Source organism: Methylobacterium sp. A49B (assembly GCF_053346215.1).
This window is the reverse complement of sequence record NZ_JBKFBO010000151.1, coordinates 1-17,950: the sequence shown is the minus strand read 5'-3', so window position 1 is coordinate 17,950 and position 17,950 is coordinate 1. Positions and strand designations below refer to the sequence as shown.

16 protein-coding genes and 1 pseudogene are annotated in these 17,950 nt (G+C 68.2%); 7 read left to right on the top strand and 10 right to left on the bottom strand.

Annotated features, from left to right (window positions below; translation table 11 throughout):
- Positions 1–125: 125 nt before the first annotated feature.
- Positions 126–1,487, bottom strand: coding sequence for an HlyD family type I secretion periplasmic adaptor subunit (locus ACLBX9_RS31975; RefSeq protein ID WP_447721729.1), 1,362 nt, complete (start codon positions 1,485–1,487; stop codon positions 126–128).
- 3 nt (positions 1,488–1,490) lie between these two features.
- Positions 1,491–3,254 (bottom strand): type I secretion system permease/ATPase, encoded by a 1,764-nt coding sequence (locus tag ACLBX9_RS31970; protein WP_447721728.1) that lies wholly within the window; start codon positions 3,252–3,254, stop codon positions 1,491–1,493.
- A gap of 362 nt (positions 3,255–3,616) precedes the next feature.
- On the opposite strand from ACLBX9_RS31970, the gene ACLBX9_RS31965 reads away from it, so the two are divergent.
- Both ACLBX9_RS31965 and ACLBX9_RS31960 read left to right on the top strand, forming a co-directional pair.
- The gene (locus ACLBX9_RS31965; RefSeq protein WP_010687177.1) at positions 3,617–3,943 is read left to right on the top strand and encodes a helix-turn-helix domain-containing protein; all 327 of its coding nucleotides are present in this window, start codon (positions 3,617–3,619) and stop codon (positions 3,941–3,943) included.
- Positions 3,944–4,751: 808 nt separating this feature from the next.
- A complete protein-coding gene (locus ACLBX9_RS31960) occupies positions 4,752–5,426 on the top strand; it encodes a sigma-70 family RNA polymerase sigma factor (protein WP_447721727.1) in 675 nt (224 codons plus the stop codon).
- Positions 5,427–5,706: 280 nt separating this feature from the next.
- Here ACLBX9_RS31960 and ACLBX9_RS31955 read toward each other — a convergent pair whose 3' ends face one another.
- Entirely contained in the window at positions 5,707–5,931 is a 225-nt protein-coding gene (locus tag ACLBX9_RS31955) for a hypothetical protein (protein WP_010687175.1), read from the bottom strand.
- A 566-nt stretch (positions 5,932–6,497) separates the two neighbouring features.
- Positions 6,498–6,752, bottom strand: coding sequence for a hypothetical protein (locus tag ACLBX9_RS31950; RefSeq protein ID WP_447721726.1), 255 nt, complete (start codon positions 6,750–6,752; stop codon positions 6,498–6,500).
- Positions 6,753–7,011: 259 nt separating this feature from the next.
- On the opposite strand from ACLBX9_RS31950, the gene ACLBX9_RS31945 reads away from it, so the two are divergent.
- The gene (locus ACLBX9_RS31945; RefSeq protein ID WP_447721725.1) at positions 7,012–8,247 is read left to right on the top strand and encodes an MFS transporter; all 1,236 of its coding nucleotides are present in this window, start codon (positions 7,012–7,014) and stop codon (positions 8,245–8,247) included.
- Positions 8,248–8,442: 195 nt separating this feature from the next.
- On the opposite strand, the pseudogene ACLBX9_RS31940 reads toward ACLBX9_RS31945, so the two are convergent.
- From ACLBX9_RS31940 to ACLBX9_RS31930, 3 genes and pseudogenes are all read right to left on the bottom strand, one after another.
- Positions 8,443–8,707: pseudogene (locus tag ACLBX9_RS31940) on the bottom strand (integrase core domain-containing protein); the annotation flags it as partial.
- 37 nt (positions 8,708–8,744) lie between these two features.
- Entirely contained in the window at positions 8,745–9,242 is a 498-nt protein-coding gene (locus ACLBX9_RS31935) for a CinA family protein (RefSeq protein ID WP_447721724.1), read from the bottom strand.
- A 14-nt stretch (positions 9,243–9,256) separates the two neighbouring features.
- Positions 9,257–9,478: a hypothetical protein gene (locus tag ACLBX9_RS31930; RefSeq protein WP_447721723.1), complete on the bottom strand. Its 222-nt coding sequence runs from the start codon at positions 9,476–9,478 to the stop codon at positions 9,257–9,259.
- Between the two features lie 218 nt (positions 9,479–9,696).
- Here ACLBX9_RS31930 and ACLBX9_RS31925 point away from each other — a divergent pair, with 218 nt between their 5' ends.
- The gene (locus ACLBX9_RS31925; RefSeq protein ID WP_010687170.1) at positions 9,697–10,011 is read left to right on the top strand and encodes a hypothetical protein; all 315 of its coding nucleotides are present in this window, start codon (positions 9,697–9,699) and stop codon (positions 10,009–10,011) included.
- Positions 10,012–11,061: 1,050 nt separating this feature from the next.
- Complete coding sequence (locus tag ACLBX9_RS31920; protein ID WP_447721722.1) at positions 11,062–11,661, top strand: hypothetical protein; 600 nt, start codon at positions 11,062–11,064, stop codon at positions 11,659–11,661.
- Between the two features lie 86 nt (positions 11,662–11,747).
- Here the strand turns inward: ACLBX9_RS31920 and ACLBX9_RS31915 are convergent, their stop codons facing one another.
- Both ACLBX9_RS31915 and ACLBX9_RS31910 read right to left on the bottom strand, forming a co-directional pair.
- The gene (locus tag ACLBX9_RS31915) at positions 11,748–12,638 is read right to left on the bottom strand and encodes a polysaccharide deacetylase family protein (protein WP_447721721.1); all 891 of its coding nucleotides are present in this window, start codon (positions 12,636–12,638) and stop codon (positions 11,748–11,750) included.
- Positions 12,639–12,697: 59 nt separating this feature from the next.
- Positions 12,698–13,645, bottom strand: a complete 948-nt coding sequence (locus tag ACLBX9_RS31910; RefSeq protein WP_010687166.1) for a UDP-glucuronic acid decarboxylase family protein — start codon at positions 13,643–13,645, stop codon at positions 12,698–12,700.
- Positions 13,646–14,079: 434 nt separating this feature from the next.
- Here ACLBX9_RS31910 and ACLBX9_RS31905 point away from each other — a divergent pair, with 434 nt between their 5' ends.
- Together ACLBX9_RS31905 and ACLBX9_RS31900 are read left to right on the top strand one after the other, a co-directional pair.
- Positions 14,080–15,255 carry a glycosyltransferase gene (locus ACLBX9_RS31905; RefSeq protein WP_010687165.1) on the top strand — a complete coding sequence of 392 codons (1,176 nt, stop codon included), beginning with the start codon at positions 14,080–14,082 and terminating at the stop codon, positions 15,253–15,255.
- Between the two features lie 799 nt (positions 15,256–16,054).
- On the top strand, positions 16,055–16,945 hold the full coding sequence (locus ACLBX9_RS31900) for an SMP-30/gluconolactonase/LRE family protein (RefSeq protein ID WP_447721720.1): 891 nt from the start codon (positions 16,055–16,057) through the stop codon (positions 16,943–16,945).
- A 194-nt stretch (positions 16,946–17,139) separates the two neighbouring features.
- Here the strand turns inward: ACLBX9_RS31900 and ACLBX9_RS31895 are convergent.
- Positions 17,140–17,950: bifunctional allantoicase/(S)-ureidoglycine aminohydrolase (locus ACLBX9_RS31895; RefSeq protein ID WP_447721719.1), on the bottom strand; the 811-nt coding region annotated here is incomplete at its 5' end.

Genomic DNA, 17,950 nt, shown 5'->3' with positions numbered 1-17,950 from the left:
GACGCGGTAGAACTCCGCGAGCTCCTGCTGCGACCAGCCACCCTGGCTGGTCGATGCGGGCCGGAAGAAGGAGATGACCGCACCCATCGGGACCTCACTTCCGCACGTGGACTGACGAACGGGCTTTATCGTTCATGGAAACCGTGTCCGAGGGCCTCGAAGAAGGGTGCAACCAGGTAGTCGAGCGCGGTGCGCTCGCCGGCCGATACGACGACCTCGGCGGGCAGGCCCGCCAGGAGACGGGGCCGTACGTCCTCCGGCAAATGGTGATCGTCGATCTCGACCGTGCCGGCGAAATAAGGTTGCTTCGTCCCCTCATCGAGCAGGCGGTCGCGCGAGACCATGGTCAGCCTTCCGAAGATGGCCGGCGTGCGGCGCGTCTGGAAGGCCGGGAACTTGACCTCGGCCCGCATGCCGGCATGGACAGCCTCCAGATCGTTCGGCGCGAACTGGACGCTGATCACGAGCCGGTCGTTGGTCGGGACAATCTCCATCAGCGGCTCGCCGGAACGGATCACCTGCCCGATCGTGTAGACCTTCAATCCCTGGATGACACCCTGATGCGAGGCCCGGACCTCGTGCCGCCGGAGAACATCCTGGGCGACGATGAGCTTCTCACGCAGTTCGGCGATCTTCTGGCGCGTGTCCAGAAGCTGTGCCGTGAGCGCTTCCTGAAGCTTCTGCTTGAGTTGCGCCGCCTGCAGGCCCGCCTCGTTGATGCCGTTCTGCGCCTTGGCGGTCTCTGCCACGGACCGCCCGATCACCCCCTCAAGGCGTGCGTGCTCGCGTTCCATCATCAGGACGCGGGAGAGGGGGATGAGGTTCTTCTCGCGCAGACCACGCAGGCCTTCCAGCTCCTGCTGGATCAGGGCGACCTGTTGCTCGACCGAGGCCTTCTCGACGGCGAGACCGGAAATTTCCGTCTTCAGCTGCGTGACGCGCGCCTGAATGAGCTCAAGCTGGGCCTGAAAGGACGTGCGCCGCTCCGACAGCTGACTGGCTTGGTCGTCGATCATGCGGGCGACTGCTCGGTCGTCTCGTCGCGACGCGATCTCCGGCGGCAGGACCAAGTCCGAAGCCTGATCCTGCTCGGCGCGCAACCGCGCCTCAAGGATCAGGGCCGCGTCGAGCTGACCGCGCAGCAGGTCGTTGCTGGCGCGCGACTGCACGGGATCGATACGCAGCAGGACGTCGCCCGCGTGGACGGTCTGCCCGTCCCGCACCAGCACCTCCTGCACGATGCCGCCTTCGAGATGCTGCACCACCTTGCGGCTGCCTTCCGCGACGATCACGCCGGGACTGATGACCGCCCGGTCGAGGCGTGCGGTGGCGGCCCAGCTCCCGACGACACCGAACGTCGCGACGATGACCGCGTAGCCGGCGACGGCGTACACGCGCCAGTTGGTCGGACCGCCGCCCGCCCGCTCCACGTCAGGCGTTCGCCGCAGGGGCGACAGGCTCGGCATCGCGGCTCGCGAGTGGGTCATCGCCTATCCCGCGCTCCGCTGTGCCTCGGCATCCCGGCGGCTCTGGGAGGCCTGGGGGCTGACGGACGGCACCAGGGTGGGGACCGGGCGCGGGCCGGTGACCTGTGACAGAACCTGCTCCGCCGTGCCGTCGATCTGCAAGGTGCCCCCGCTCATGAGCAGGACGCGGTCGGCCTCCGCCAGCAGGCTCACCTTGTGGGTCACAATCACCACCGTCGTGCCCGACTGCTTCAGCTCCGCCAAGGCCCGCATCAGCGCAGCCTCGCCGAGCTGGTCGAGACTCGCATTCGGCTCGTCCAGAACCACCAAGCTCGGCTCGCCGTAGAGGGCGCGGGCCAGCGCGATGCGCTGACGCTGGCCGCCGGACAATCCCTGTCCATCCCGCCCGATCACCGTGTTGTACCCGTCCGGGAGGGACTGGATCAGCTCGTGACAGCCCGCCCTCCGGGCAACCTCAATGACGCGCGCGTCGTCCACGTCGGCGAACCGCGCGATGTTCTGCGCCACCGTGCCGTCGAACAGCTCCACGTCCTGAGGCAGGTATCCGACGTGCTGGCCGAGCGCCTGCTTGTCCCAGTGACGCAGGTCGGAGCCGTCGATGCGCACGGTGCCGTCGAGCAGGGGCCAGACCCCGGTCAGGGCGCGCACAAGAGTCGATTTGCCGGCCGCGCTCGGTCCGATGATGCCCACGAGGCTGCCGGGCTCGAGCCGGAAGCTCACCGCGTTGAGGATCGGCTGCGTCGAGCCGGGGGCCGCGACGGAGATGTTCTCGGCCTGGATCGCGCCCTGCGGGCGCGGCAGCATCAGGCGGCGGGTCTCCGGCTTGGCGACATCGATGAGATCCGTCAGCCGCCGGTAGCTGGCGCGGGCGGCCGTGAAGCCCTTCCAATTGCCCACGACAGCCTCGATCGGCGCGAGGGTGCGGCCGATGATGATCGACGCGGCGATCATCGACCCGGCGGAAATCTCCCGGTGGATGGCGAGGTACGCGCCCGCCCCCAGAACCAGGGTCTGCAGGAGCATGCGGACGAACTTCGTCACGGCGACGATCAGGCCGGCGCGATCGCTCGCACGGGCCTGAAGGGCCAGGACCTCATCGTGGCGCCGGCGCCAGAGACCGCGCAGGGAGGCCAGCATGCCCATGGCCTGCAACACTTCCCCGTTCCGGAAGACCGCGGCGGCCTGCTGTCCCGCCTCCCGCGAAGCCCGGCTGGCGGCTTCGAGGGTCCATCGCGTCGCGATCTCGTTGAGCAGGGTCAGCCCGAGAATCGTGCCGCCCCCCACCAGAGCCATCCAGCCGAACCAAGGATGCAGCACGAAACAGGCGAGCAGGAAGATCGGAATCCAGGGCAGGTCGCAGAACGCCAGCATCCCGCCGCCCGTCAGGAACTCGCGCAGGATGTCCACATCCCGCAGCGCCGTGTCGTGCCGGGCCCCGGGCCGGATCAGCATGCCGCGATGGGCGGCATCGAAGATCGGATCGGCGATCTCCTGGTCGAAGATCACGCCCCCACGCACCAGAAGGCGCGACCGCAACATGTCCAAGGTCGCATAAACGGCAAGACCGACAGCCGCGATCAGCGTAATCCCGACGAGCGTCGTCTCACTTCGGCTCGGGATGACGCGATCGTAAATTTGAAGCATATACAGAGGACTGACAAAGAGCAGAAGATTGATGAACAATCCAAAGATCACAGCCGTTGTCAGGACGGGCCGGAGTGCACGCAGGCCCGTGGTCAATGTCGACTGCAGCGAATGATCGCCCATATCGCTTTCTTCCTGCAATCGGCCAGCGCATCAAAGGCCTTGGTAAACCCACCTCGGGCCATCATCGTGTCGAAGGCCATCGGGAGCCGACGTCCGCGCCCGCGAACGCAGGGTCTGGTCGTCGACATGTCCGAGCGGCCGATGCGAAAGACCATACGGCAGTCTGGCCATTGGCACCCTCCTTCATGCTGGCCCCTGAGGTCGACATGATAGGGCCATTCAGTGGGCTGCCAAGCATCTTGTCGCGGGGGCGACCCAGTCCGCCGGCTTGTGTCTGGACAGCGCGTAGCCGTCACAGCTATATGGTTTTTACTGTATAGCACCGCGTGCAGCCGCGATCGCGCGCAGGAAGGCAAAACCTCGTGTATGCGCATTACCAACGCCTGGATTCGGAGGAGGTGCTGGAGCTGCGTCGCGAAGGTGGGCGGTATCTGAAGGAATTGCGGGAGGCGCAGGGTCTGTCACAACGACAGCTCGCCGCCCTCGTGGGTGCGGAATACTATACATTCATTTCGCAACTTGAGACGGGGCGCGGCCGAATCCCTCCGGATCGCTACCGGGCCTGGGCGGATGCGCTGAAAATCGAGCCCCGGGAATTCGTCCGGAACGTGATGCGCTTCTACGATCCGATGACTTACGAGATCCTGTTCGGCGATCCCACGAACCCTGGCACGGACAACGAAGCCTAAGGCCCGTCATCCATCCTCAGAGACTTGATTCATCCTCTGAGACTTGGGCGCGTCGATGGGAAGGGTCTGAAAGCGGACAGAGGCGGGGCGCCTGTTCAAGGCGTGGTCTGGTCGGCATCGTGTGCCGTCTGCGGTCCGAACCGCGACGCGTCCCGCGACGCTTTGTCGGCCGACGATACGGGCGCACCGATCGCGGCCATAAGGATCCGTAAACCATCAATCCAGGTATCGGCCTCGGCGCGTGAGATACATCCCGAACGCTTGAAGATCCTGCCGGACTCGAGCGTTACGATAACGTCGAAACAGCCGTCCGATCTGTCTTCTATCCAGTAGACTACGTTCTGCGGCATTGTCGCTGCCTGGCGGCTCCTCTTCGAACAACGGCAGGAGCCTCTTGAACCTGCTCCGTGGCCTCGCTCCGATCCGGCGCCGTTTCAGGCCCCTCCCCCTAAGTTTTGCACGGCCTGAGGCCACACGGGCGCGCCGAAGGCAGCGCCGAGGCCCGGGCCTCCCCGGACGCGGCGAACCTCACGGCTTGCGCTCGCCCCACCGACCCCGACGCTCACCGAACGGAGCCCCCACAAACGCACAAGGTTCAGAGAACGATCCTCCGGTTGCGGGGTTAGATGTTCACTGTACAGTCAGGTGGCGGGGCCGATGCCGAAGGGTGGACGCTTGAAGACGCGCATTTTCGGCAAGCCTTCGCCGGATGACCGGTCGCGCGTCGCCGGCACGCCGGGCACGCGGTGAACCTTGGTTCGCCAGCACAGCTGATGCTTCGAGAGGACATGTTTTGACGGACAGGGTGATGAGCGAAGGGACGGTGCCTGATCGGCCGAGACCACCCGCCCCGCTGGATGCGGCTTCACTTCCTGCCGGGGTGCGGGATCACCTCGGCGCTCACCTGCGCGTCGCCTACGAAGCGCTGGCGAGGCCGCAAACGCCGCAGCGCCTGCTCGATCTCGTCGCGCAGCTTGACGCCGTTCTGGAGGGGCAAAGCCGCGAGAGAGCCTTGGCTTTTCGCGCAGAGCTGACCGAGGCGCTTCCTGGACTTCGCGCGTTCGCTCTGTCGCTCATCGCCGACGCCTCGCGCGCCGACGACTTGGTGCAGGAGACCGTCCTGCGGGCCTGGGCTCGCCAGGAACTGTTCACCCCAGGCTCGAACCTGAAGGCGTGGCTCTGCACCATCCTGCGCAACCAGTTCTATTCCGAATGCCGCAAGCGGAAGCGCGAGATCGAGGATGTGGACGGCGCAGCTGCGGCGCAGCTTACCGCTCCGGCCGCCCAAGAGCACGGTTCCGACCTGCACACGGTCTGGTCCCATATCGGCAAGCTGCCTGAGCTTCAGCGCGAGGCCCTGCTGCTCGTGGGTGCACAAGGCCTCACGTATGAGGCCGCCGCCGAGGTGATGGGTTGCCAGACCGGCACAGTGAAGAGCCGGGTGAGCCGCGCCCGAGCCCTGCTCGTCGCGGAACTCGCCTAGGACGCGCAACGTCATCTTCATAGGCCCGGCCGCCGACGAGATCGCGGACGCCATCCCGCGCTGGGTCGGAGCGGCCGGCGGCGGGGTCATCAAGCCCGGTCAGCGGAGTGCTGCCCACACGAACGCCCCGTCCAGCGCGCGGTCCGTCCAAGCCCGGTTGTCGGGGGCGGAATGTCGCCCTCCGGCGCTTCGGTTGCCCGCGCGAACGAGAGGATGTCGAAGGGCCGAGAGCGCAGCGAATATCCCGCGGTGATCTTCGCCCTGCTTCTCGAAGCTTGCTTCAGGCAAGATCGAGTTCGAGAACCAAATCCGTCAGGTAGAAGGCGATGCGGCGGCTCGCTTCGCGATCCTCGCAATCGACGCAGAAGCCGACTGTGAAAGGCTCACCTTCGTAGCGGCGCAAGACGGATTCGGCCATCAGGGCGGCCTCGCGCTCCGCTGCCGCGGTGAGGACGCGTCGGCCATCGCGGGTTTCCAGCGTCACCCGGAACTGATTGTGAGGCATCTCAGGGTGGTCCCCAGCCAATGCAGGCGGCCTTAGTCGGACCGGTGCATGGGCCCTCTAACGTCCCCGGCGGCCAAACCGATCCAGCGCCGTACAGCAAAACTGCGATACGGTCGGCGCGGGCGTTTTCAGCCGAGGGTCGCCTCCGGCATCGGTGCGCGGTGTTCATTGATCACGCGGGCCAAGGCAGCACGCGGACGACGTTCCAAGTTGCCGTGCCCTTCGATCTTTTTCGCTGTTCTGGCGGGTCGCCACGGTCGTCAAGCTGGGCAATCAGCCGCTTCCCCGCCCTTCGCACCGTGCCTGCGGCCTGTCTGCCTGGGCCGACACCCAATCAGCGGCGATCCTGTGAAGGCATGGGTGAAAACATGGGTGAAGGCTTGGGTCTTGGCTGGCCCACCATCAGGCGGCCATGACGAATCTCGTATGTCACAAGACTTTCGACGCCGCGTGCTGCGAGGTCGCAGCCGGCTGCAGCCGCACGGTCCTCGGAGGCTGACGGCCAAAAACGAAGACGGGGCGCCCCATAGGGCGCCCCGGGAGATTCTCCGAACGGAATCGGCCGCTCAGTCGTCCCAATCGTGATGGCGATGGTAGCCGCCGTCGCGACGCTCGATCACGCGCACGCCCGGGCGATCCCAGTCGCGATGCCGGAAGCCAACTCCGCGGTAGCCGTCGCGATGGTTCTCCCGCACGATGACGCGGGAATGGCCGTAGCCCGGTCCATAGCCATAGCCGCCGCCCCACTCGTGGGCCTGGGCCGTCGAGGCGGCGCCCACAAGAGCGGCACCGGCAGCAAGGGTCAAAGCGATCTTCTTCAAGTTGAGTCTCCGGTTCAGCGATTGCTCCAAGAACGTCATCGTCTGGAAAACGGTTCCATGAAGTATGGCTCCGGATCTGGCGGTGCCGTTAACCTTTTTCGGTCCCGGTCTCGCCAGCAATCTACCTGACATCGCGGGCAGCGCGCCCGACACAGAACGGTTTAGGTTGTCCGGGCGTCTCTGGTGACCTGTCGTCGCGCATCAAGCGCGGGCTACGATGCGCGTCCTCTGCGGGATCGTGGCACATGGGCCTGAGAGCATGCTCGCCACCACCCACCTTGCCCTGATCAACGTCTTCACCGGTGACATCCAGGGCGGACTCGGTCCCTTCCTGGGAACCTGGCTCGCCGAGACAGGGGGATGGTCGCCGGCGCGGGTCGGGTTCGTCACGACGCTGGTGGGCGTCGGCGCGCTGTGCCTCAGCGGGCCCGCCGGCGCCCTGGTCGACCGGATTGGACGGCCTCGTCTCCTCATTGCCGCAGCCTGCGCCGCGATCCTGGCCGGCACGCTGCTGGTCATGCCGGCCAAATCCTTCCCGGCCGTGTTCACCGCCCAGATGCTGGCGGCCGCCGGTGGCGTGCTCCTTCTCCCTGCTGTCACCGAATTGACCCTCGGCATCGTCGGCAAGGACCGATTCCCGAAGCAGCAGGGTCGCAACCAAGCCTGCAATCACCTCGGAATCCTCGTCGCGGCGGGCCTCATCAGCTTCGGCTCCGTCCCATTCGGGCCCGCCGTCGCCTTCTGGGTGCTCGGTGCCATGGCCTTGCTGGCCATCGCGGCCAGCGTCACAACCCCAGGCCACTGCTACAACGGACGCCGCGCGGTCGGCTGGAAGGAGGACGATCCGGACGACAAGCCGGAACGGGCGAGCTCCCGCAGCGTGCTCTCGAATCGCAAGCTGATGGTGCTGGCCGTAGCACTCGCGCTGTTCAACCTCGGCAACGGCGGCATGTTGACCTTGCTCGGGCAGAAGCTCGTGGCGGCTGGCACCGACGCCACGGCTTGGACAGCCCGCTACGTCATGGTCGCGCAGTTGGTCATGATCCCGGTGGCCCTCTTCGCAGGCTCCCTCGCCGACAGGCGCGGGCGCCGCAAGCTCCTGCTGGTCGCCCTGGCTGCGTTGCCGGTGCGGGCGGTCCTGTCCGCCTTCATCGATGACCCGGTGTGGCTTATCGCGGCCGAGATCTTCGACGGCGTGGCCTCGGGCATCGTCGGGGTCGCCGTGCCTGTGGTGGTGGCGGATCTCACCTGGGGCTCGGGCCGCACCCAGACGGCGCTCGGCACCGTCAACGCGGTACAGGGCATCGGCGGCGCGCTCTCGGCCTGGTACGGCGGCCTGGCCCAGTCGATGGTGGGCTGGACCGGCTCGTTCCTGGCACTCGGGGCCCCCGCGCTGATCGCCCTCGCCCTGGTCGTCTGGCTTGACGCGACCTGCGAACCGGGACGCCGCTCGCGCCGGCGCGAGCGCGCGGCCGCGAGCCTGCAGCCTGCCTGACCCGGGCGCGGATGGCCCACACGTTCATGCGTCGGCCTCGCCGAGGCGCGGTGCTCGGCGATTCGGCGCTCCGCGGGAAGCGTGCGCGCTCGGACTGGGATTGTCCCGCCTTTGTGGACCGTGAGGGGACTTCGCTGAGCAGGCTTGGTTTGGACGCCTCCGGGGCAGTTTCCTGCTCATGGGCAGTGGATGAGCGGTATCCGGGCGCCGAGTGGCGACGCAGTGGATTGTAGAAGCCCTCGACGCAGCTGGAGCGGGCCATCCGAGCCTCGGCCTGCGAGCGGAAGCGACGGCGGGCGAGCAACTCGCATGCGAGGGTCGAGAAGAAGCTCTCGGCCATGGCGTTGTCGGGGGCGTCGCCGACCGAGGCCGTCGACGGGCGCACACCCGCCGCTCGGCGCCGCCTTCCGAAGACCACCACGGTGTCCTGCGAGCCTTGAACCGAGGGGTGGATCAGTGTCGGTGGCTCTCCCGCCGCTCCTGCTGGGCACCGGACGTCAGGCCATCGAAGACCTCGTACCCAGCGCTTCGCCGAGCAGATCGAGCAGGCCGACCGCGAAAGTCCGCATGTTGGTGAGGCGGTCGGCCATGCCGGTTTCGATCGTTGCGACCCATTCGCCGGGGCCGCTCACGGCGATGCAGGTATGGCCAGCGGCATCGCCGTAGCGATTGCCGCTCGGACCGGCTGCGCCGGTCTCCGCGATGCCCCAGGTCGCGCCGTGGCGCTCACGGACCGTTCGGGCCAGGAGCATTGCGTACGTCTCCGAGGCCGAACGCAGGCCGGCCATCTCCGCCTCCCCGATGCCGAGTAAGGCCGATCGGGCGGTCGCCGTGTAGATCACGGCGCCGCCGAGGAAGTACGCGCTGGCGCCAGGAACTGACAGCAGAGCCGCCGATACCAGGCCGCCGGCAGATGATTCCGCCACAGCGATGGTCTGGCCTCGCTTGGTCAGAATGGCGCCGATCCTGTCGGCCTTCGACACCAGATCGTCCATCGCGCGCTTCTCTGCTACCGCCCGCTCGCCGGCCACGTCGCTACGACATCACCGTCGGCTCGCAGCTCGACCCGGTGGCTATGCGCATCGTCGCGCGCCTTGCACAGGTCGATCGCCGAAGCGAAGCGGGTCCGAGCGGCAAGCTCGGTCTCGACATCCTCGGAGATCACCTCCTGGTCGTCGCGGAAGGTCATCACCCGGAAGGGCGGGCGGCACTCCAAATCGCTGGCTTCCATCGTCGCTCCCGGGCCTGATCGAGTCCGAACGCGCCTCGGCCCACGATGATCCCGGTCATCCTTGGGTGTTGCGGTCGCCGGGCCGGAGATCCACGGATGCGCCACGGGCTCGACGTCCTGCCCGTCCCATTGCTACCGAACTTCGCCATCGCGGATCCCAACCGATCGTTAACCATGATCGCTGAGCCTCGCTGCATCTTCGAAGCAGCGAGGCAGCCATGGCGCTCGATGGAAACCGACCGCATCCGGGAGCCCTGGCGAACTACCCCATTCCGATCGAGTTGATCGCCTCCCTCTTCAAAGCGGACCCCGGAGAGCGTGATCGCCTCCTCTCCAATATGCCGGTCTATGGCCGGGCTCGGATCGCCACCTACTGTGCGGCGCATGCGCGGCTGGAGGAGCTCGGCCTTCAGGTCGCTCGAACCTGCGATGAGGCAACCCTCCTGAAGGCCGCAGGGCCGAAAGTCGGCCTCGACCTGTTCACCCGATCGCGGATCGAACCTGTCGATGAGATCCGGCTCCGAGCTGCGTAATGGATCCATGCCTCCGCGCTTGTGCGGAGCCGGCCGCGTCATCGACCTCTCCATGCATGGCTGCGTCGCAGACCTCGAGCGACCACTGCGCGTGTTGGAACTGTGCTGTGAGGGAAATGATATGCGTAGGGTCCAGGGTGTATGATCTTGGATAGGCGTAACTTAAATTTCAAATCTCCATTCCGAAGGCCCGCGCCCTGAACCCAAAGCAAGTGCCGCCGCGCTGTCGGCGATCGCTGAATGGCCGCAGGCCCCATGCCTCTCAAGCTGCATTGCGTATTGGCCCAACTCGCACATTGATGAGATCGGAGGCTACGCCTGTGGGTCGGATACGACCCCATCGTCGATCAGCGGTACGACATGTCGGGCTTTTGCGCCGGCTATATCTTCGGGGCTACCGGAGCCTGTCCGGACGGCGCGCGTACCGCCCGCAGGTCCCCCCGCGAGGCCGAGCCCGACGTCCAGCCGGGCTGTCCGAGCACGTCGGCGCGCCTGTCTCTGGAAAGACACAGCCGCGGCCATTCCGGACTCATCGCCGCCGCGCGCACCCCGCCGGTACAGCGGCTCGGCCCCTCAGGCTTCCAAGACGGGAGGGGCGTGGGGCTTGAAGAAATACAGCACGCCGATGCCGCCGGGACCCGATCTGCTTGATCAGGCAACACCGTCGATGTCGCGCAGGCGCTTGATTGAGGTCTCCGGGCACGGGTGCGGGTCGGGTTTAGAGTCTGCCGAGCCGCTCGCTTCACGTCCGTTGCGGCGCGACCCGACGCGCGCAAGCTCGGAATCGTTGATCCGATCACCGTATCAGAGGCGATATTTGTCTCTTTATTTCCGTGTGGCACGCTTATTCAAATGTTAAGATCAAATCATGTTGGATTAATTTCGATCGTGCGCCGACAAGACGATAGATCGGAACCTGCCTCTCGCCGATGGGGTACCAACAGTCTCTGTTGAAACGGATCAGACACAATCATGCCCGCTCGCGGGCGGCGGCAGTGATTGGACTTCGCGTGCCGAAGACTGATATGGCTAAGCTCAAGCTTGGCTAGAATGGCCGAGCGCGGCACGAGAGCGGCTATGACTCTAAAACGGATCGGAACTCTCGCGGCGGTGTTGCTGACGTCGGGCGCATGTTCACATCTGCCGATGGGGCCGACCGCCTACAGCGCCCTGCCGTCGGCGGCACCGGCCGGCCCTCAGCCCGTCGCAGTTCAGAGCGCCGGATCGGCGGCACGGCCGGCCGAAGGTGACGTCGGTCTGGCCGCTCCCGTCACCGCATCCCCCGTCTCGGCCCCTCCCGTTCTGGCTCCGGTCGTCATTCCCGGCATGCCGAAGCTGCAGGAGGCCGACACGGGCCGGGGCGGCTCGAACCCCTCGGCGGTTCTCGATGCGTCGACGCGCACCCGCATGGCGTGGAAGGCCCTGCACCCGGAGAATCTGACGGAACGGTCGATCCTGGCGTCGCGGTCCACCCGAATGACCGGCGCCGACACCGTGACGATGTCTGCCGCGTCGAACGCCAGGGGGGGGGCGGCCGACCGGTCCCTGACCTCGACCGGGTCTCCGGCGACCTACGATCGCGATGCGGCCATGAGCGCCCTCTTGAAGGGGGGGCAGGACGCCGCGCGACCCATCTGCTCGGGGTGCTGACGGCGCCGCGCGGCCAGGTTCCCGTCCCCGTCCCCGCGATGACGGTGCGGTGAGGAGCGCCGGGTTGTTCCACTGGAAGCGCTGCGTCAGCGCGGCTCGGCCGTCTGGGCCACGATGTGGTCGGCGACGGCGCCCGCGGTCGTGAGCCAGATATCGGCCCGGCGCTTCGCGATGCGCTCCAGCGCCTGGCGCAGGGGTCGCAGCCGGTGCGGGCGCCCGACAATGTAGGGATGGAGCGCGATTCCCATGACGAGGGGCGCGGCCTGCGCCTGCTCCAGCATCTCGTCGAAGGCGTCCGCGATGGCGTCGGCGAACTGGCGGCCCGTCTCCTTGCGGGCCACGACGGCGGGGATGTCGTTGAGTTCCTGCGGATAGGGCACAGACAGAATGCGACCGCCGCCGCGGGTCGCGAACCAGGTCGGCTGGTCGTCGTGGTCCCAGTCGAGCAGATAGCGATAGCCGGCCTCGGCCAGGAGGTCGGGCGTCACCCGCGACTGCGAGATCCATGGCCCGAGCCAGCCGGCCGGCTGCCGTCCCTCCCGCGCGGCGATCGCCGCCGTCGTCTCAGCGATCAGCGCCCGCTCCGCGGCCTCGTCGAGGGTGCCCTGCCGCTCCGCGTTGGTCCGCCCGTGGGCGACGATCTCGTCGCCGCGGGCGCGGAATGCCTCGATCAGCCCGGGGCAGTCCCGGTAGAGGTTGCTGTTGACGAGCACGCTCGCCGGCATGGCCAGTGCGTCCAGCATCGCGGCGATCCGCCAAGCGCCGACCCGGTTGCCCCAGTCCCGCCACGCGTAGTTGAGCACGTCCGGCTGCGGGCCCGCCGGCGCCAGCTCCGCGCCCAGGCCCGCGCCGAACGCGAAGGTCTCCAGGTTCAGCCCGATATAGACGGCGAGCCGCTTTCCCCCCGGCCAGTCGAAGACCGGGCGGTCCGGCAGGGCGCTGTACCTGTAGCGGCCGTGGCCCGCATCCGTATCCATACTGTGTCCCCGTTCCGCCGCACCGCCACGGGCGGCGGTCCATCCCCTGTCGCCGGCCGTCAGCCCAGGTCCCGGAAATAGGCGATCGTCCGTTCCAGCCCATCCCGGACGGACACGGTGGGTTCCCAGCCCAGCAGGGCTCTGGCCTTCGTGATGTCCGGGCGGCGCTGGCGCGGGTCGTCGGGGGGGAGCGGCCGCTGAACGATGCGGGAGCGCGAGCCGGTCAGGTCGATCACCAGATCGGCCAATTGCCGGATCGTGAACTCGCTCGGATTCCCGATGTTGACCGGCCCCGTCAGCTCGGGCCCGCTTCCCATCAGTCGGACGATCCCGTCCACGAGGTCGTCGACGTAGCAGAAGGACCGGGTCTGCTCCCCGTCGCCGTAGAGCGTGATGTCCGCGCCCCGCAGCGCCTGGACGACGAGGTTCGACACGACGCGCCCGTCGTTCGGGTGCATCCGCGGGCCGTAGGTGTTGAAGATGCGCGCGACCTTGATCTCCAGCCTGTGCTGCCGGTGGTAATCGAAGAACAGCGTCTCGGCGCAGCGCTTTCCCTCATCGTAGCACGAGCGGAAGCCGATCGGGTTGACGCGTCCCCAGTACGCTTCCGGCTGCGGGTGCACCTCGGGGTCGCCGTACACCTCGGAGGTCGAGGCCTGGAAGATCTTCGCGCGCAGCCGCTTCGCGAGACCGAGCATGTTGATCGCCCCGATGACGCTCGTCTTCGTCGTCTGGACGGGATCGTGCTGATAGTGGATCGGCGAGGCCGGACAGGCGAGGTTGTAGATCTCGTCCACCTCGACATAGAGGGGGAACGTCACGTCGTGGCGCAGGACCTCGAAGCGGGGATCGCCGAGCAGGTGGGCGATGTTCCGCCGCCGCCCCGTGAAGAAATTGTCGACGCACAGGACGTCGTGGCCCTGGGCGAGCAGTCGCTCGCAGAGATGTGAGCCGATGAATCCTGCCCCGCCGGTGACCAGGACGCGCTTCGTGTCGCCGTAGGGCAAGGATATGTATCTCCGCGGTCGATCTATCCTTGCCGCATCCGCGAATGATTCTTCATGTGTGTGCGGATATTGGACAAGCGCAATCAAAAATAGATTGCGGCACTTGCAGCGTCAAGGTCGCGGACGGGTCCGGACCGATCGTCCGCGACAGCCTGCGGCGACCGGAGGATCGACCTCCCCCGTGCGAGCCGCCACGGACGAGCGGACCTGCGGCCGGGCCGTGCGGCCGCACGGCCCGGCGGGCCTTCCCGATAGTTTCTTTCGGCGCGGCGTCGGTGCAATTCGGGCACATTGGCGCCGGAAGATTGATTAAGCCGCCGGAACTCTCCCTATCGGACGCAGTCGGCGAAGACGGGATCCGATTTTCTCGTTAAGCGGACCCGGCGATGGGAGGGGCGCCGCGCCGCCCCGTCTTGCCGAGGGGCAACAACGTCATGGCGTTCTTCATGCATGGCCTGATCGCACTCTGGCTCACGCTGCTGGCCGGAGCGGTGTACATGGCCTGGCAGTTCCAGCGCGGCATCGGGAACCGGGTGGACCTCGCGCGCGAGCCGCGGGTCGTCGTCATCGCGCCGGTCAAGGGCTCCAATCGGCACCTCGCGGACTTCGTCGCACGCCTGCGGGCCCAGCAGTACGGGCACTACCGCATCGTCGCCGTGGTCGAGGCGGAGACCGACGCGGCGCTCCCGGTCCTGCGGCAGGCGTCGGCGGGACCCGGCGCGCCCCTGTCGATCGCGGTCGCCGGCCTCGCGGTGGACGAGGGCCAGAAGATCCATAACCTGCTCCACGTCCTCGACCGGCTCGACGGCAGCGACGAGATCGTTGCGTTCATCGACGCCGATACGCGGCCCGCGCCGGACTGGCTGCTGCGCCTCGTCGAGCCCCTCACCCGCGGCGACATCGACGTGGTCACCGGCCATCGCTGGCTGCTGCCGGTGCGCGGCGACGTGCCGAGCGCCCTCGCCGCGGCCGCCACCAACTCCCTGGTGGGGGCGGTCCGGGTCTTCGACGTGGTCTGGGGCGGAACCTGCGCGCTGCGCTGGACCACGATCGAGCGGATCGGCCTGCGTGACCGCTGGCGGGGTTCCATCGTCGACGACGTGCACCTCAGCCGGATCCTGCGCGAGCATCGGCTGCGCCTGCTGACGCCGCGGAGCCTGATCGTCGCCTCGCCGGTCGAGCACAGCTACCGCTCCGCGTTCGCGTTCGGGCGGCGCCAGTACAAGTTCGTCCGCTGGTACCTGCCGGCGGTCTGGTGGATCGGGGCCGCCATGACCGCCCTGTTCCTGGTCGCGGGCGCGAGCGCCCTCGGGCTGGCGCTGTCCGGGGATCGGTTCGCCCTGGTCGCGCTCGTCCTGGCTTTCCTCCTGGGTCAGGCGCGGGCCTCGGTCCGCCTGATGATCGTCCGCAAGGCGTTCGACGGCGAGGCGGCCGCGGCCTATCGCGGCAACGCCGATGCCGCCGTGCGCTGGCTCGCGCCGGCCTGGATCGCGCTGCACGCCGCCTCCGCTTGGAGCACCCTGCTCTCGCGCAGCCTCATCTGGGCCGGCGTGGTCTACGAGTTTCGCGGGTACCGCGAGACCCGGGTCGTCTCGCGGGCCGCGGTCTAGAATCGCGCCCGATCGCGAGGCCGCCGGGCGCGGCTCCAGGGCCGGTTCATGAGGCCCGGCCGCGAGCCCGGGGCCTGCAGGCGCCCGCCCAAGCGGCGGATGGGGCCATGAGCCCCGGCGGACGCACGAGGTTGTCGGCGGCCGTCGCGAAGGTGAACGGCGCCGGCAGGCCAGCATTCGATTGCCCCCCGCCCCTGCCCGCGCGGTCCGTCGAGGCTTCATTCCGGGTTGAGGGGCGTGCGGCCGGGCGAGGGCCGAACTTTAATCCACGGCGGTGGGTGCGCGGCGGCACGTCGCGAAGGACAATAATGGCTCACACCGTTCGATGAGAGCACAGATCAGCCGAATGATCTGTATTGGACTTGCGGAGGATCGACGAAGACCGGTCCTGATTGAGCGCGGCCGCGATGCCGCCCCGCCGGACGATGACGCTCAAGGTCATGGATCTGCAGGGCTCACACAGGATGCGAATGGATCGGAGGAGGATCTCGAAATGCCCCGCCTGAGCCGCCGTTCACCGCCCGTCATTCTGGCTCTGCTCGCGTATATGGGTGCGGCTCACGCCGGGCCTTATACGGGCACGGGGGGCGGGCCCGAGACGACAATCAACGCGCCCTACCGGTCTGCCGTGGGGCAGACGGTGCCGCCAGGCGCGGCGGCCGCGCCCCGGCACGATCCGGACAAGCGCACGCAGCGGCAGAAGGACCTCGATGCCGTCCTCGGCAGCATCTGCAGGGCGTGCTGAGGCATCGCGGCAGATCCACCACGATCACCGATCGGAACGCACGGGATTGATCTCTTGGATTGTCTGCAGCACGTCCGCATCCTCAGCCAGGTCCGTTGCCGCCTCGGCGAGGGACCGAGCTACGATCCGCGCACGAACACGGCGTGGTGGGTCGACATCCTTGAGGCGCGCCTGTTCGAGATGCCGGTCGGCACTGCCCAGAAGGCGCTGGTCCACGTCCTGCCCATCCAGGTCAGCGACATCGCGGCGATCGACGGCGCGCATCAACTGCTCTCGGCCGAGGACGGGCTCTATGTCCGGGCGATCCGCGACGGGGACATCCGGATGCTGTGTCCCCTCGAGGAGGACATGCTCGGCAACCGCTCCAATGACGGCCGCGTCCATCCCAGCGGGGCGCTCTGGATCGGCACGATGGACCGCGACGCCGCCAGGGGGCGCGGCGCGATCTACCACGTGGCCGGAACGCGGGTGCGCCGCCTCTTCGGCGGCCTGACGGTCCCGAACGGCATCAGCTTCTCGCCGGACGGCGCGACCGGCTACTTCGTCGATACCGAGGTCGGCGTGCTGCGCCGCGTGGCGCTGGATCCCAGGACCGGGCTGCCGAAGGGGCCGCCCGAAACCCACTTCGATCATCGCGGCGGCGACGGCGGCATCGACGGCGCCGCCGTCGATGCCGAGGGCCTGATCTGGACGGCGCGCTTCGGCGCCGGCTGCCTCGATGCCTACAGCCCCGCGGGCGAGCGGGTGCGCACCGTCCCGGTGCCGATGCGGCAGCCGACCTGCCCGACCTTCGCGGGTTGCGCCCTCGACCGGCTGCTGGTCACGTCCGCCTACGAGGGCATGGACGAGGCCGGCCGGGCCGCCGACCCGGAGCACGGCCGGACGATCCTCGTCGATGTCGGCGCGCGCGGCCTGCTGGAGCCGGCCTTCCGGCTCGGCGCCTGATCCGGCCGACCCGCCGGACCGCGACCCGGGACAGGGTTTCTCAGGCCGTCAGCCGATCGTGCCAGCGCGCGTCGCGCGGCGACGGGGGCGGCGGCGTTCCGGCAGGGCGCGCCTCGGCGGCCTCGCCGCTCCGCAACAGGGCCACGAGGCGCGCAACCCCACGTGGCGGATCTCGCCCGACGCGGACCGGCCGCTCAGAAGGCCGTCCGGGGCCGGAGGGCCGCGTGGCGGTTGACGTCCTTGTAGAGGAGGTAGCGGAAGGGTCCCGGTCCGCCGGCGTAGCAGGCCTGGGGGCAGAAGGCGCGCAGCCACATGTAGTCGCCGGCCTCGACCTCGACCCAGTCGCGGTTGAGCCGGTAGACCGCCTTGCCCTCCAGCACGAACAGCCCGTGCTCCATGACGTGGGTCTCCTCGAACGGGATCGAGGCGCCCGGACGCAGCGTCACGATGTTGACGTGCATGTCGTGGCGCACGTCGTCGGCGGCGACGAAGCGGGTGGTGGCCCAGGCCCCGTCCGTACCGGGCATCGCCGCGGGCGTGACGTCGGCTTCGTGGGCGAGGAACGACGGGGGCGCGTCGAGGCCGGGCACGCGCTCGTAGGCCTTGCGGATCCAGTGGACGCGGGCGGGCTCGCCGCCGTCGTTGCGCAGGCTCCAGGCCGCCCCGGGGGCGAGGTAGGCGTAGCTGCCGGGCCGCAGGGCGTGCGCGCGCCCGTCGAGGACGAGCCGCAGCTGGCCGCCGACCACGAAGAGCACGCCCTCGGCCTCGGGATCCGGCTCGGGCTGCTCGCTGCCGCCGCCGGGGGCGATCTCCATCAGGGCCTGCGCGAAGGTCTCCGAGAAGCCCGAGAGCGGCCGGGACAGCATCCAGGTCCGCGTGCCGGTCCAGAACGGCAGGACGCTGGTGACGATGTCGCTCATCACGCCCTTCGGGATGACTGCGTAGGCCTCGGTGAACACGGCCCGGCCGGTCATCAGGGCGGTCTGCGGCGGAAGGCCCCCGCAG

What these genes read in the sequence shown, in the direction of transcription:
- ACLBX9_RS31930 (WP_447721723.1), bottom strand. Translation starts at nt 9,478, where the DNA reads ATGGAAGCCAGCGATTTGGAGTGCCGCCCGCCCTTCCGGGTGATGACC.
- ACLBX9_RS31920 (WP_447721722.1), top strand. Translation starts at nt 11,062, where the DNA reads ATGGCCGAGCGCGGCACGAGAGCGGCTATGACTCTAAAACGGATCGGA.
- ACLBX9_RS31925 (WP_010687170.1), top strand. Translation starts at nt 9,697, where the DNA reads ATGGCGCTCGATGGAAACCGACCGCATCCGGGAGCCCTGGCGAACTAC.
- ACLBX9_RS31915 (WP_447721721.1), bottom strand. Translation starts at nt 12,638, where the DNA reads ATGGATACGGATGCGGGCCACGGCCGCTACAGGTACAGCGCCCTGCCG.
- ACLBX9_RS31945 (WP_447721725.1), top strand. Translation starts at nt 7,012, where the DNA reads ATGCTCGCCACCACCCACCTTGCCCTGATCAACGTCTTCACCGGTGAC.
- ACLBX9_RS31905 (WP_010687165.1), top strand. Translation starts at nt 14,080, where the DNA reads ATGGCGTTCTTCATGCATGGCCTGATCGCACTCTGGCTCACGCTGCTG.
- ACLBX9_RS31975 (WP_447721729.1), bottom strand. Translation starts at nt 1,487, where the DNA reads ATGACCCACTCGCGAGCCGCGATGCCGAGCCTGTCGCCCCTGCGGCGA.
- ACLBX9_RS31935 (WP_447721724.1), bottom strand. Translation starts at nt 9,242, where the DNA reads ATGGACGATCTGGTGTCGAAGGCCGACAGGATCGGCGCCATTCTGACC.
- ACLBX9_RS31970 (WP_447721728.1), bottom strand. Translation starts at nt 3,254, where the DNA reads ATGGGCGATCATTCGCTGCAGTCGACATTGACCACGGGCCTGCGTGCA.
- ACLBX9_RS31960 (WP_447721727.1), top strand. Translation starts at nt 4,752, where the DNA reads ATGAGCGAAGGGACGGTGCCTGATCGGCCGAGACCACCCGCCCCGCTG.
- ACLBX9_RS31955 (WP_010687175.1), bottom strand. Translation starts at nt 5,931, where the DNA reads ATGCCTCACAATCAGTTCCGGGTGACGCTGGAAACCCGCGATGGCCGA.